Here is a 13,027-nt window from a genome sequence, read left to right on the forward strand (position 1 = left end):
GGGCCCCTGCAGGGGGCCGGGAGTCCGCCGCCCGGTCGCCCGTGCCCCGGTCGGGGGGCACGGGCGACCGGTCAGCGGCCGGTGCTCAGTACCAGTTGTTGGCCTCGTGGAAGGACCAGGCCGCGCAGGGGCTGCCGTAGCGGTCCTCGATGTAGATGAGGCCGGCGTCGATCTGCCGGTACGGGTCCGACGTCTTGGCGATGCCGGTGGCCGCCCAGGTCGAGTCGAGGAACTGGGCGATGCCGTAGGCCGTGCTGGTGGGGTTCTGCGCGTCCGGGTTCCAGCCGCTCTCGGCCTCCCACAGCACGTCGAGGCAGTCGAACTGGGCGGCGTCCCCGACCTGGCCGGCGGCGTAGTCCTTGTAGGCCTGCGTCCCGGTGGCGGCGGGGGCAGGCGCCGGGGCGGGAGCCGGTGCAGGCGCCGGGGCCGGCGCGGGCGCGGGTGCCGGGGCGGGCGCGGGGGCCTCCGCCGGTGCGGCGGCCTCCGCGGCGGGAGCGGGGGCGTCGGCCGCGTCGTCGCGGTCCCACCGCTGCCGGTCGCCGTCGGAGCGGTTCCCGTCCCAGCCCCGGCCGGAGTCACCCGGGGTGGCCTGGGCGACGGCCTGGCCGGTGAAGGTCAGTGCGACGGTCATGGTGCCGGCTGCGGTGAGCAGGTGCAGGGCGCGGCGGGTGCTGGTGCGTGCGTGCATCGGGCGGGTCTCCTGGGGTGCTGTTCGCGTGGGCGCGCGCGTCGACGGCCGACGGCGCGTGGGGTGCGGGTCGGACGGGGGAGTCGTGGCTCGAGGCCGGGACGGGCAGGGATCGGCAGCCGGGCGTGCGGCACCGGCCGGACGGCGGACTCGGTCCGGCTGCAGGGGTGCCGTGCGACGGCTGGGTCCTGGTCGAGGGCAGGCGGGAGCGCGACGGTCCCGGACCTGTGGGCGCGGGGGCGAGATGGCCCCGGGCGCGCGGTGGTGCTCCGTTCTCCCCTGGCCGCCTACCAGGTCAGCTGACGGGTTCGGGCTGGGAGTGCCCTACCCGCTCCCGGGTGTCCGGGAGCGGGACTCACCCCGGTGGTACAGGTGGGTCCCCGGCTCGCGTGTGCGACTCGGCGGCATCCGGCGCGGGCTCCCCGGCTGGGGAGGAGACGACCGTCCGGACGCCCAGAACGTAAGGCCGTGACCATCCCGTGACAAACGCTGGGGCGGACCTTTCCGTCCCGTCCGGCGACAGGCCGACGACACACCGGGACACGCGCTCACCGGCTCACCGTCCGCGACGGCCCTGACGTGGGGGAGGTCTGCAGTCGGGTGATCCTCACTGCCGGGACGGGCAGGAGTCACGGTAGGTGGAACGAGGCGACGGGTGGTCGTCGGCCGGACCGGTCCGCCGCTCCGAGTACGGCGTGTTGAACAGCGTGTCATCGCAGCTTGAGCACATAATGCCTCATGGACTGGTGCTCAGTCCCGTCTCTTCTCCCCTCGAGGTTGGCTGTGGCTGGCTGCTCCCCCGACGCCGCCAGCAACACCACCGCCGACAGCCACGGCTCCTACACCTACAACGGCGCCGGCCAGCTCACCGGCTTCACCGACGGCTACAGCGGCGGTGCCTACACCTACGCCAGCACCGACCAGACCGAACTGATCACCGATGGCCGCGGACGCACCTACACCTACGGCCGCACCGATGACGCCGGCCTGCCGGTGGTCGAGTCCTACACCGACGGGGGCAGCCGCCTCAGCTATCTCCAGGGACTGCCCAGGGCACCCCGCTGGCTATCGTTGTGCCAACGCCCACTACCTCGCCCTCGACGGCCTGGGCTCCATCGTCGCCACCATCAACCACACCGGCGCCCAGACCGCCGCCTACACCTATGACCCCTGGGACAGCATGACCGCCACCGGCGTCAACGCCTCGGCCATCAAGTCCTACCAACTGTTCGGCTACGCCGGCGGCACCATCGACCGCGACCCCGACCTCGTCCGCTCCGGCCAGCGCTGGTACGACCCCGTCGTCGGCCGCTTCACCCAGCAAGACGCCCTAGAGACTCTCGGCGATCCCCGCCGCGCCAACCGCTACGAATACGCCGCCAGCAATCCGATCAACTTCGTGGACCCACTCGGGTTGGAGCGGTGTTTCGTGAACTCTTCGACCGGCGGCTATTACTGCGGAGCGACCGACCCCGGGCCCAACAAGTACAGCGTCAAGACCTTCTTCTGTCGCAGTGGAGCCATCTTGGGTGCTGCTTTGTCTTTCAGTCCCCAGTCCTTTGCGGTGAAGACTGGCGTTGTCTACGGGGGCAGAGCCCTCGGAATCGCTGGCATCGGTTGTGAATTCAGTTGAGAGTAGGGAGAAGTAGGCGTGGGTCCTGATGTCAGACGAAGTATGTACTCCTGGATCGGTGCAGTCACCCTCTTCTTGGGCAGCGTCCTCTACTTCGTCAACGAGGAGGATGACTCAGCTTGGCTAAGCGGTGTACGAGTGGCTCTGCTCTGCGTGTCCGTCATCGCTTTCACAATTGAGGGAAGACGACTTCGTAAGCCAAAAAATCCTGCCGGTGAGGGAAACGGAGTGAAGGGGGATAGATAACAGTTCGACCGAGTGGTGGATCCGCTTATCGGGATCGGCCCAACGCTTAGTGGACACAGCCCTTGACGGGGCAGGATGGGTAGCCGAAGCGAAAGGCTACGGAATGGAGCACGCTGAAGGAGCGGGACGCTTGCTCGGGAGACTGTGAGAGTGATAGGACGGTGGCCGGCCCGGGGGATCCCGGGCCGGCCACCAGCCGCGAGTCAGCTCGACCGTGCGGGGGCGAGGTCCTCGTCGCTGTAGTGCGGGGTGGCCGCGACGCCGTGCAGGCCCAGCAGGTTGCCGAACGGGTCGACGACGATCGCGGTGACGAACGGCCCGTGCGGGGTGACCGGCACGTACTCCCGGGCGCCCATCGCCGTCAGGCGCGCCAGGGTGGCCGGCACGTCGTCGACCGACCAGTGCACGACCGCGCCGCCGGGCCCGGCAAGCCGGCCCTCGGGGGCCCGGCTGACGTCCGCGAGGGCCAGCTCGTCCTCGCGCTCGCCGACGGAGAACTTCGCGTAGATGGCCTTCCCGCCCCGCCCGGGACGGGTGAACACCGGCGGGACGCCGAGGAACTCGGTGTACCACTCGGTGGCCGCGGCCACGTCCTCCACCAGGAACATGAGCGCGTTGAACCCCCGCAGGCTCATCGGGCGGGCTCCAGCTCGGGGTGCCAGTCCTCGGCCTGCCAGCGGTAGAACACGTGGGCGACGGAGTCCTTGGGGCTCTGCCAGGTCTCCGGCCGGTACGGGCTGACGTAGGGGCGCAGCGCCTCCATGACCTTGATGAAGGCCGGGGCCGGCGCCTGGGACTCGTGGTCGGCCCGGACGGCGGCGGCCTTGGCCGCGTCCTGCTCGAGCAGGTGCACGAAGCAGTCGTCGATCCCGTACAGCCAGCGCCCGGTCACGCCGGTCTCCGCGGGCAGGCCGGTGGCGTCGGACTCGGCGAACACCCGGGCGATGTCGGCCTCCGAGCCGGGCTTCATCCGCTGCACGATGACGGTCAGCTCCCGGTCCTCGGGCACGTCGCCCTCGGGCAACCACTCGTAGAACTGCTTGGCCACCGAGTGCGACGGGTTCTGCCAGTAGCTCGGGTACGGCGTCACGTACGGGGCGATGGCCTCGGCGATCTGCTGGAACGCCGGCAGGCCCCGGCGCTGGCCGGAGATCTCCGGGTCCTCCTTGCGCTCGATGACGTGCAGGTAGAGGTCCTCGTAGGACAGCAGGAGGCGGCCGACGACGCCGAGGTCCTGCGGTCGGGTGGTGGGGTCGTACTGGCCGAAGACGGGACCGACCTTGTCCTCGCTGCCGGGGACCATGTGGCAGACGATCACGTTGCGGAACGGACGCCAGGTCATGACTGCTCCTCTGCGGGTTGGGAGGTGGTGGGTGCCGGGGATCAGGGGGAGGGGGAGGGGGAGAAGGTCAGCGGGAGCTCGAGCAGCCCGCGGAAGGCCGAGGCGGCCGGAAGCCACTGCAGCTCCTCGACGGGGACGGCGAGCTGCAGGTCGGGCAGGCGGACCAGGATCCGCCGCAGCGCCGTCGTTGCCTCCAGCCGGGCCAGGGCGGTGCCCAGGCAGTAGTGGACGCCGTGGCCGAAGGCCATGTGCGGGGTGTCGCCGCGGCTGAGGTCCAGGGCGTCCGGGTCCTCGACGAGGGCCGGGTCGTGGTTGGCCGAGGAGAGCACGATCGTGACGATCGACCCCTCGGGGATGGTCACGCCACCGATCTCCAGGTCCTCGGTGGCGAACCGGAAGCTGGACACCGGGACCGAGCCGTCGAAGCGCAGCAGCTCCTCCACGGCGTCGGGCACCCGGTCGAGGTCGGCCAGCAGCTCGGCCATCTCCTCGGGGTGGGTCAGCAGCGCCACGACCGCGTTGCCCAGGAAGTCCGAGGTGGTCTGGTAGCCGGCGAACAGCAGCAGGAAGCAGGTGGAGACCAGCTCGGCCTCCGACAGCCGGCCGTCGCCGTCGCGGGCGGTGATCAGCGCGCTGACCAGGTCCTCGCCGGGCTCGGCGCGCTTGGCGGCGACCAGGCCGGTGAAGTAGGCGTGCAGCCGCTCCTGGGCCTGCCCGATGGCCGCCCGGTCCTCCTGGGGGCTGCGCCCGCCGGTGCCCACGGTCCGGATGACCTGGGTGCCGGCGAGGATCTCCTCGTGGTCGGACTCGGGGATCCCCAGCAGGTCGCCGATGACCGCCAGCGGCAGCCGCAGGGCGAACTCGTCGACGAACTCGGTCCGCCCGTTCGGGGCCATCCGGTCGAGCAGCCCCTCGACGATCTCCTCCACGCGCGGGCGCATGGCCTCGATCCGCCGCGGGGTGAACGCCTGGGTGACCAGGCGGCGCAGCCGGCTGTGCTCGGGCGGGTCGGAGTTCAGCATGTTGGTGTTGATCTGCCGCGCCTTCTCGCCGAACACCGCGAGGTAGGTGTCGCCGGCCCGGTACAGGTCCTTGGACAGCCGCCCGTCCGACAGCGCCTGCCGGGCGTCGTCGTAGCGGGTGACCAGGAAGGAGTCGAACCGCGGCGTGCGCACCTTGACCACGGGCCGCTCGGCGCGCAGCCGGGCGTAGACGGGGTAGGGGTCGGCCCGGAACTCCGGGGTGTAGATCTCCGCGCCGGGGACGACGTCGTCGCCCGTCGCCTGTGCGGGTGCGGTCTGGGTCATGTCGTCTCCAGGGGGTCGGGAGGGGTGGTCACGGGGCGAAGACGCCGGCGAGGTGGTCCATCAGCGCGGCCTCCGCGGCCGGGCGGCTGCGGAAGCCGACGTGCCCGTCGGGGCGGACCAGGTAGGCCGCCGTCCCGGCGCCGGTCGTGCCGTAGGCGGCCGCGAACGCCCGGTCGGCGTCCCGGACCACGGGCAGGTCGACCAGCAGCGGCACGCGGGTGTCGGGGTCGGCGACCAGGTAGGCGTCGACCTCGCCGCGGCTGTACTGGCGCACCCCCACGGCCAGCTTCTCCAGGGCGAGCAGCTGCTCCTCCGAGGCACCGGCGTCGGCGTGCAGGAGCAGCGTCGAGTGGGTGCCGCGGGTGAGGTCGAACAGCCGCAGCGGGTGGGCCACGCCGAAGCGCCGCAGGCCCTGCACGTCCGGCGCCCGGTGCCCGGGCTCGGGGCCCGCGGGGAAGCCGGGGGTCTCCCTGACCAGCGGGCTGCCGGCATAGTTCATGGTCATCTGCATCTCGAGCAGGAACTGGGCCTTCTCGTCGTCCATGTCCATCTCGTCGGTGAACGCGATCGACACGGCCCGGTCGACGATCATCTTCCCGGCGGGACGGCGCTCGGCGTCGTAGCTGTCCAGCAGCCCGGGGGCGGCCAGCCCGCGGACGGTGAGGGCGAGCTTCCAGCCGAGGTTCCAGGCGTCCTGGATCCCGGTGTTCATGCCCTGCCCGCCGGCCGGTGGGTGCAGGTGCGCGGCGTCGCCGGCGACGAACACCCGCCCCTCGCGGTAGCGGTCGACGATGCCGTGCTTGATCCGGAAGATCGACGACCAGCGCAGGTTGCTCGCCGTGGTCCCGGGCGGGCCCTGGTCGTCGATCGCGGCCTGCACGTCGGCCAGCGTGGGCGGCTCGTACTCCTGCCAGAACCCGGCCGGGACGGCGCCGGAGCCGACCGCGTCCTGCCACTTCTGCGGCGCCAGGGTGGCGATCCGGTAGCGGTTGCGGCCCTTGAGCGGGACGCAGACCAGCATCCCGGTGAAGTCGTCCTCGTTCTCGATGCGCACGAAGCGCACCAGGTGGCCGGCCGGCAGGTCCCAGTCGACGTCGACGTCCCCGAGCATGAACAGCTGCGGGAACATCGACAGCCCGCCCTCGAACTGCAGGCCCAGGCCGGACCGGACGGCGCTGTGCGCCCCGTCGCAGCCGACCAGGTACTGCGCCCGGGTGGTCTCCACCCCGCCGTCGGCGTGCCGCAGTTGCGCGGTGACGCCCTCGTCGTCCTGGGTGAAGGCGGCCAGCTCCACGCCGCGCTCCACCTGGACGCCGAGCGAGGTCAGCTTGCCGGTGAGGAGGCGCTCGGTGTCGTACTGCGGCAGCCCGAGGTGGGCGTAGGGCAGCTCGTCGAGGCCGGACCAGTCGACCTGGTGGGTCTGCACGCCGTTGACGAACACCGTCTGCCCGTACAGCCAGATCCCGGCGTCCATGGCCTCGGTGACGATGCCCTGGTCCTCCCAGATCTCCATCGTCCGGCAGTGGATGCCGATCGCCTTGTCCGCCTGGGTGGAGGCCTGCGGGCGCTTGTCCACGACGCGGACGGCGACGCCGCGGCGGGCCAGCTCGATGGCGTGGGTGAGCCCCGCGGGCCCGGCGCCGACGACGAGCACCTCCGCCGGCCGGCCCGGGCGCTCGGTCGCGTCCGCCGGGTCGAGCACGGTGGTCACCGCGGGGGCGTCCTCCGGCTTGCCGACGAACTCCTCGACGCTGGCGCTGGGCACCGTCACCGGCTGCCCGGCCACCAGCTCCAGGTCCGGCTCCGGCGTCGCGGGCACGCCCTCGGGCACGGCGGGTGGCGCGGGTGCGGCCTGCGCGCCGGCGGCGGCGGCGACGGACGGCGGCACCGGTCGCACCCGCAGCGCGAAGACCCGCCGCTCCTCGCCGCGGGCCAGCCAGCGGCCCAGCGGCCCGGCCGACCAGTTCGCCGGCTCCGCCGCCCAGTCGGTGAACCGCTGCTCGGAGTCCCACTCGGCGACGACGTGGTAGCGCCGACCGTCGGGCTCGCGCAGCAGTTCCTCGCGGGCGTGCCCGGGGGCACGGCGGGCCAGCTGGGCGGCGGCGAGGTAGGCCAGCTCGAAGGCCTCGGCCTCCCACGGCTCGACGGCGACGGCGGTGTCGACGCGCACCCGGTCCACCTCGACGTCCCCGCCGGGGGAGGCCAGGGGCGGGAAGTCGGCGTCGGCGTCGGGCCGCTGCCGGATCTCCAGCACCTCGCGGCGGAACTCCACGGAGTGCCAGCGGGCCAGCGGGGCGCCGGCGGCCATGTGGGAGGGGTCCTCCACCCACTGCACGAAGTCGTCCTCGGACTCCCACTCCGCGAAGATGTGGTAGCGCAGGCCGGCGGCGTCGCGCAGCAGCTCCTCCCGCACGTAGCCGCGGGAGTCCCCGATCCGCTCGGTGACCGTCTTGTAGGCGCGCTCGAAGGCCACCTGCTCGCCGGGCTTGACGCTGGTGGAGAAGTCGATGCGCACCGGCCGACCCCGCTCGGCGGCGTCCACCGTGGCCAGCACGGTGAACGTCGAGCGGGTGGCGTCCTCGCGCAGGTCGCGCACTGACTCGGGAAGCCATTCCCGGGCCGGGCTGCGGCCGAAGGCGTCCACCGACGCCCGGTCGGTCCAGTCGCTGACGATGGCGAACCAGCGCGGGTCGCCCTCGTCGCGCATCAGCTCCTGGCGCAGGTTGCCCGGCACCCGGCTGATCTCGGCCGCGGCCCGGTGCCACGCCGCCTCGAACTGCTCCTCGCAGCCCTCCCGGGCGCGCATCCGCAGCATGGTGCGCACGGCCGCCCGGCCGTTGCCCCCCGGCACCGTCACGGCGCCCCCTCCGCCGGGCCCTGTCCGCCCGGGATCCGCGCCAGCACCTCGTAGGTGTTGCGGCCGGCGTCCTCGCGCAGGTCCCGCAGCGCCTCGGTGAGGTTCTCCCGGGCGCTGCTGCGGCCGAACGCGTCCACCGCGGCCCGGTCGGTCCAGTCGCTGGTGATGAGGAACGTGCGCGGGTCGTCGGCGTCCCGGATCAGCTCCTGCTGCCGGTTGCCCGGCACCCGGCTGATCTCGGCGGCGGCCCGGCGCCAGGCCGCCTCGAACTCCGCCTCGCAGCCCTCCCGGGTGCGCATCCGCAGGATCGTGCGGATGCCCGCCGCGGGCTCGGTCACGCCGCCTCCTCTGCCCGGTGGCGGCGCAGCACGAGGGCGCTGTTGAAGCCCCCGAAGCCCCGGGCGAGGACGACCACGACGTCGAGGTCGGCCTCCCGCGTCTCGCGCACCAGGTCCAGCCCGTAGGACTCCACCGGCTCCTCGACGTTGCCGGTGGGCGGCACCAGCCCGTCGCGCATGGCCAGCAGCGCGGTGGCCACGTTGAGCGCCGACCCGCCGGCCATCAGCCGTCCGGTCCAGCTCGACGGCACCGTCACCGGCACGCCGCGCTCGCCGAACACCGCGGTGATCGCGGTGGCCTCCAGGGCGTCGAGCTCGGGGATGCCCGCGCCGTCGGCGATGACCATCCCGACCTCGTCGGGCGCCACGCCGGCGTCGGCCAGCGCCAGCCGGATGGCCCGCGTGTACTGGGTGGCGTCGGGGGCGGGGTCCTCGTGGTGGTGGGCGTCGTGGGTGGCGGCGTAGCCGACGACCTCGCCCCAGATCCGCTGTGCCCCGCGTCCGGCGGCGGCGTCGGCCTCCTCGAGCAGCAGGATCGCCCCGCCCTCGCCGATGACCTGGCCGTTGGCCCGCCGGTCGAAGGGCTTGTAGGCGTCCTCCGGGCGCGGCGCGGTGGACAGCCGCCCGCTGGTGACCTGGCACAGCAGCGCGTACGGCGTCACGCCGGCCTCGGTGCCGCCCACCAGCACCGCCGGCGTGCCGCGTCGGGCCACGCGCCGGGCCCAGCCGATGCTGTCCAGCCCGCCGGCGCCCTCGCTGACCACCACGCCGGAGGGGCCCTTGTAGCCGTCGCGGATCGACACCTGGCCGGTGCTGGCCGCGTAGAACCAGGCGATCGACTGGTAGGCGCCCACCGACCGCGGGCCCCTGGACCACAGCCGCTGGATCTCGTGCTGGCTGAACTCGTTGCCCCCGGAGCCGGCGGCCAGGAACACCGAGGTGGCGTAGGCCTCCTCCGGCGGGATGTAGCCGGCGTCCTCCGCGGCCAGCGTCGCCGCGGCCAGCGACATCCACGACCACCGGTCGGTCTGCACCTTGAGCTGGGGGACGATGTACTGCTCGGCGTCGAAGTCGCGCACCTGACCGGCGACGGTCACCCCGTACTGCTCGGCGTCGAAGCCCTCGATGGGCCGCACCGCCAGCTCCCCGCGCAGCAGGGCCTGCCAGTGCTCCTCGACGCCGATGCCGGTGGGGGCGACCACGCCGATGCCGGTGACCAGCAGCCGGGTGGCGCCGTGCCGGGGGGCGGTGATCGTGCGGCCCCGGGGGGCGGTGTCCCGGGCGGTGCCGGCCACCTCGGTGACCACGCCCTCCTCGCTGATGACGGTGGTGTCGCTCATGCGGGCCTCCGATCGGGCTTGGCCAGCACGATGGCCGACTGGAAACCGCCGAAGCCGCTGCCGACGGAGACGGCGACGTCGACCTTGTGGTCGCGGGCGGTCTTGGGCACGTAGTCCAGGTCGCACTCGGGGTCGGGCACCTCGTAGTTGGCCGTCGGGGGGACGACCTGCCGCTGCACGGCCAGGGCGGTGGCGGCGATCTCGATGGAGCCGATGGCGCCCAGGGAGTGCCCGACCATCGACTTCAGCGAGCTCATCGGCACGCTGTAGGCGGTCTGGCCGAGGCTGAGCTTGACCGCGGCGGTCTCGTGGCGGTCGTTCTGCTTGGTCCCCGAGCCGTGGGCGTTGACGTAGCCGACCTCGCTGCCGTCGATGTGCCCCTGGGCCAGTGCCTGGTCCAGGGCCTCGGACATCTCGATGCCGTCCGGTCGCAGGCCGGTCATGTGGAAGGCGTTGCAGCGGTTGGCGTAGCCGGTGACCTCGCAGTAGATCTCCGCGCCGCGCTTCTGGGCGTGCTCCAGCTCCTCCAGCACCATGACCGCCGACCCCTCGCCCATGACGAAGCCGTCGCGGCGGGCGTCGAAGGGCTTGGAGGCGTGCTCCGGGTCGGCGTTGTTGCCCGTCGTGGCCCGGATGGTGTCGAAGCAGGCCATCGAGATCGGGGAGATGGGCGCGTCGCTGGCGCCGGCGAGCACCACGTCGGCGTCGCCGTCCTCGATCAGCTGGCTGCCGTAGCCGACCGCGTCGATGCCCGACGTGCAGCCGGTGGACACGACCGTCCCCGGGCCCTGGGCCCGGAACCGGACGGCCACCTCGGTGGCCGCGCAGCTGGGCACCAGGGCCTGGTGCAGGAACCGCGAGGCGTAGCGCGGGTCGACCAGCCAGTGCTTGCCGGCGTCGCTGACCTGGACGTACTCGTCCTCCAGCCGGGTGGTGGCACCGACGGCGCTGCCGATGGTGACGCCGACCCGCTCGGGCTCGGGCGCGTCCGGCGCGCCGCCGACCCCCATGCGCAGCCCGCTGTCGGCGACCGCCTCGTCGGCGGCCACCATCGCGAACTGCACGAAGCGGTCGTTGCGGTGCACCTCCTGGGCGGTGAGCCCCTGCCGGCGGCCGTCGAAGTCGACCTCGGCGGCCACCTGCGACCGGAAGCGGCTCGGGTCGAAGAAGCTGATCCGGCGGGTCGCCGTCCGGCCGGCGGTGATCATGTCCCAGAAGCCCTCACGGCCCATGGACCCCGGCGCCACCACCCCGATCCCGGTGATGACGACCCGCCGTCGACCTGCACTCACTGCTGCACTCCGTCCTGTCCGCTGTCCTGTTCGTTGCTGTCCTGCCTGGTCGTCGCGGTGCTCACTGCGCGCCCATCGAGCCCGGCGACGGCTCGGTGTCGACGTGGCCCAGCTCCGGCCGCGGCGCCAGCGGGCCGCAGAGGAACACGAAGGTCGCCGTGGTCGAGGAGTCGTTGACGATGCGGTGCTTGACGCCGATCGGGATGTGCACGGCGGACTCGGTGGTCAGCCGACGCTCCTCGCCGTCCAGGGTGACCAGGACGTCGCCCTCCTGGCAGTAGAGGAACTCCTCGGAGTACGGGTGCCAGTGCTCGGTGACGACCTCGCCGGGCTCCAGGGTGAGGGTGCCCATGAAGCCGGCGGTGGACCCGACGCTGGCCGGGGAGAGCAGGACGCGGATGTCGCCGCCCCGGCGCCGGTTGGGGGGCGTGTCGGCGCGGTGGACGGTGGGGCCGCAGCGGATCTTGGCCGACGGCGCGTGCTGGATGGTGGTCATGAGTCTCCTCCGGTGGGGACGGGCACCGCGGTGGCGGGCTCCGGGGACGTCGTGGGGGACGTCGTCGGGATGGGGGTCCCGGGCCCGGCGGCGAGGTGCACCGGGAGGTCGGGGTGGACCTGGCGGACCAGGGGTCCGAGGACGGGGACGGCGGCGACCTCGACGACCGCCGTCGCCCCGGCCTCGACCAGCGCGCGGGAGGTCGCCTCCCACTGCACCGTCGAGGTCAGGTGGGCCCGCAGGCACCGGGCCAGCTGCTGCGGGTCCCGGGTGGGCCGGCCGTCGGCGTTGGGCACGACCGGCACGTCGGGCTCGGACCACTCGAGGTCGGCGAGCGCGGCGGCGAGGTGCCGGGCGGTCGTCTCCACGAGCGGGCTGTGGCAGGCGGTGCGCCCGGGCAGCCGGACCAGGTCCAGCCCCGCGGCGTGCACCGCCTCCCGCGCCCGGGCCAGCTCGTCGCACGCGCCGGCGAGCACGACCTGGGCAGGGCCGTCGACCGAGGCGACGGCGAGGGCGCCGCCGACGTCCGCGACGACCGTGCGGGCGACCCCGGCCGCACCGGGGCCGACGACGGCCGCCATGCCAGCGCAGGACGGGCGCGGGGACAGTGACAGCAGCTCCGCGCGCCAGTGCACCAGCTCGACGGCCTGGTCCAGCGGGAGGGCGCCGGTGGCCACCAGGGCGGCGTACTCGCCGACCCCGTGGCCGGCGACGACGACCGGTCGCAGGCCGCGGGCGACCAGGCTGCGGTAGCCGGCGACCCCGCTGACGACGACCTCGACGTGCGCCGCCGTGGTGTCGCAGCTGAGGGCCAGCGGGTCCCGCCACCAGGTCGCCACGTCGCGGCCCACGACGGCGGAGGCCTCGTCCACCACCTGCCGGGCGGCGTCGTCGGCGAGCCAGGCGTCGACCGCGCCGGCGCGGACACCCGCCTCACCGGCGAGGACCACGGCGACGGCGGGCGGGCCCCCGCTCACGTCGTCGGCTCGCCCTCCGTGGTGGCCCCGGCGTCCTTGCCGGCCGCGGCCTCCACCTTGCCCTTGATGACCTCCATCTGGATCTTGCTGTTGGCGTTGATCCGCTTGGTCATGCCCTCGGTGTCGATGGGGGCCTCCGGGCGCATCCGGAAGTCCTGCACCCAGTCCATCCGGGTGCCGGAGCCCTCGGGGGAGTAGTTCCACCGGATGTCCATGAACTCGAACGGCCCCGGCTCCACCCGGCGGGCGCGGACCTCGCGGGCGGCCTCGTCGAGCTCGCGCTCGGAGACCCAGCTCCAGACCTTGCCGTTCTCGTCCGGGTGCATCGACAGCCGGAACTTGAAGTAGCTGTCCGTCGACTCGAGGATCTCGACCGAGGCGTACTCGGTGAACAGCTCCGGCCAGGCCGGCAGGTCGTTGGTCATCCGCCAGACGTGGTCGATCGGGGCGTCGATGTGGATGGAGTTCTCGGTGTGCCCGGCGGTCTCGGTGGTGCTGCTCACGTCGGACC

Annotated in this window: 12 protein-coding genes and 1 riboswitch; of the genes, 1 reads left to right on the forward strand and 11 read right to left on the reverse strand. The window is 73.2% G+C overall.

The window, feature by feature from the left end; all coding sequences use genetic code 11:
• Nucleotides 1–85 precede the first annotated feature (85 nt).
• Nucleotides 86–688 carry an aggregation-promoting factor C-terminal-like domain-containing protein gene (locus RTG05_RS00620; RefSeq protein WP_315912178.1) on the reverse strand — a complete coding sequence of 201 codons (603 nt, stop codon included), beginning with the start codon at nucleotides 686–688 and terminating at the stop codon, nucleotides 86–88.
• A gap of 269 nt (nucleotides 689–957) precedes the next feature.
• Nucleotides 958–1,102: riboswitch (cyclic di-AMP (ydaO/yuaA leader) on the reverse strand.
• Between the two features lie 562 nt (nucleotides 1,103–1,664).
• On the opposite strand from RTG05_RS00620, the gene RTG05_RS00625 reads away from it, so the two are divergent.
• Entirely contained in the window at nucleotides 1,665–2,321 is a 657-nt protein-coding gene (locus RTG05_RS00625) for an RHS repeat-associated core domain-containing protein (protein WP_166527021.1), read from the forward strand.
• A 449-nt stretch (nucleotides 2,322–2,770) separates the two neighbouring features.
• Here the strand turns inward: RTG05_RS00625 and RTG05_RS00630 are convergent, their stop codons facing one another.
• The 10 genes from RTG05_RS00630 to RTG05_RS00675 all read right to left on the reverse strand — a co-directional run bounded on the left by RTG05_RS00630 (nucleotide 2,771) and on the right by RTG05_RS00675 (nucleotide 13,019).
• Nucleotides 2,771–3,202 carry a VOC family protein gene (locus tag RTG05_RS00630; RefSeq protein WP_166527022.1) on the reverse strand — a complete coding sequence of 144 codons (432 nt, stop codon included), beginning with the start codon at nucleotides 3,200–3,202 and terminating at the stop codon, nucleotides 2,771–2,773.
• On the reverse strand, nucleotides 3,199–3,909 hold the full coding sequence (locus tag RTG05_RS00635; protein WP_166527023.1) for a TcmI family type II polyketide cyclase: 711 nt from the start codon (nucleotides 3,907–3,909) through the stop codon (nucleotides 3,199–3,201). The genes RTG05_RS00630 and RTG05_RS00635 overlap by 4 nt, the downstream gene beginning before the upstream one ends.
• Before the next feature lie 41 nt (nucleotides 3,910–3,950).
• The gene (locus RTG05_RS00640; protein WP_166527024.1) at nucleotides 3,951–5,216 is read right to left on the reverse strand and encodes a cytochrome P450 family protein; all 1,266 of its coding nucleotides are present in this window, start codon (nucleotides 5,214–5,216) and stop codon (nucleotides 3,951–3,953) included.
• A gap of 28 nt (nucleotides 5,217–5,244) precedes the next feature.
• Complete coding sequence (locus RTG05_RS00645; RefSeq protein ID WP_315912179.1) at nucleotides 5,245–8,073, reverse strand: FAD-dependent monooxygenase; 2,829 nt, start codon at nucleotides 8,071–8,073, stop codon at nucleotides 5,245–5,247.
• Entirely contained in the window at nucleotides 8,070–8,411 is a 342-nt protein-coding gene (locus tag RTG05_RS00650; protein ID WP_315912180.1) for an antibiotic biosynthesis monooxygenase, read from the reverse strand. Before RTG05_RS00650 ends, RTG05_RS00645 begins: the two co-directional genes overlap by 4 nt.
• The gene (locus RTG05_RS00655; RefSeq protein WP_166527025.1) at nucleotides 8,408–9,751 is read right to left on the reverse strand and encodes a beta-ketoacyl synthase N-terminal-like domain-containing protein; all 1,344 of its coding nucleotides are present in this window, start codon (nucleotides 9,749–9,751) and stop codon (nucleotides 8,408–8,410) included. Before RTG05_RS00655 ends, RTG05_RS00650 begins: the two co-directional genes overlap by 4 nt.
• Nucleotides 9,748–11,043, reverse strand: coding sequence for a beta-ketoacyl-[acyl-carrier-protein] synthase family protein (locus RTG05_RS00660; protein WP_166527026.1), 1,296 nt, complete (start codon nucleotides 11,041–11,043; stop codon nucleotides 9,748–9,750). Before RTG05_RS00660 ends, RTG05_RS00655 begins: the two co-directional genes overlap by 4 nt.
• Nucleotides 11,044–11,104: 61 nt before the next feature.
• A complete protein-coding gene (locus RTG05_RS00665; protein WP_166527027.1) occupies nucleotides 11,105–11,539 on the reverse strand; it encodes a cupin domain-containing protein in 435 nt (144 codons plus the stop codon).
• Entirely contained in the window at nucleotides 11,536–12,516 is a 981-nt protein-coding gene (locus tag RTG05_RS00670) for an ACP S-malonyltransferase (protein ID WP_166527028.1), read from the reverse strand. Before RTG05_RS00670 ends, RTG05_RS00665 begins: the two co-directional genes overlap by 4 nt.
• Complete coding sequence (locus tag RTG05_RS00675; protein WP_166527029.1) at nucleotides 12,513–13,019, reverse strand: SRPBCC family protein; 507 nt, start codon at nucleotides 13,017–13,019, stop codon at nucleotides 12,513–12,515. Before RTG05_RS00675 ends, RTG05_RS00670 begins: the two co-directional genes overlap by 4 nt.
• Between the last annotated feature and the right edge of the window lie 8 nt (nucleotides 13,020–13,027).

It is taken from the genome of Geodermatophilus sp. DSM 44513, from assembly GCF_032460525.1.
Taxonomy (GTDB): domain Bacteria; phylum Actinomycetota; class Actinomycetes; order Mycobacteriales; family Geodermatophilaceae; genus Geodermatophilus.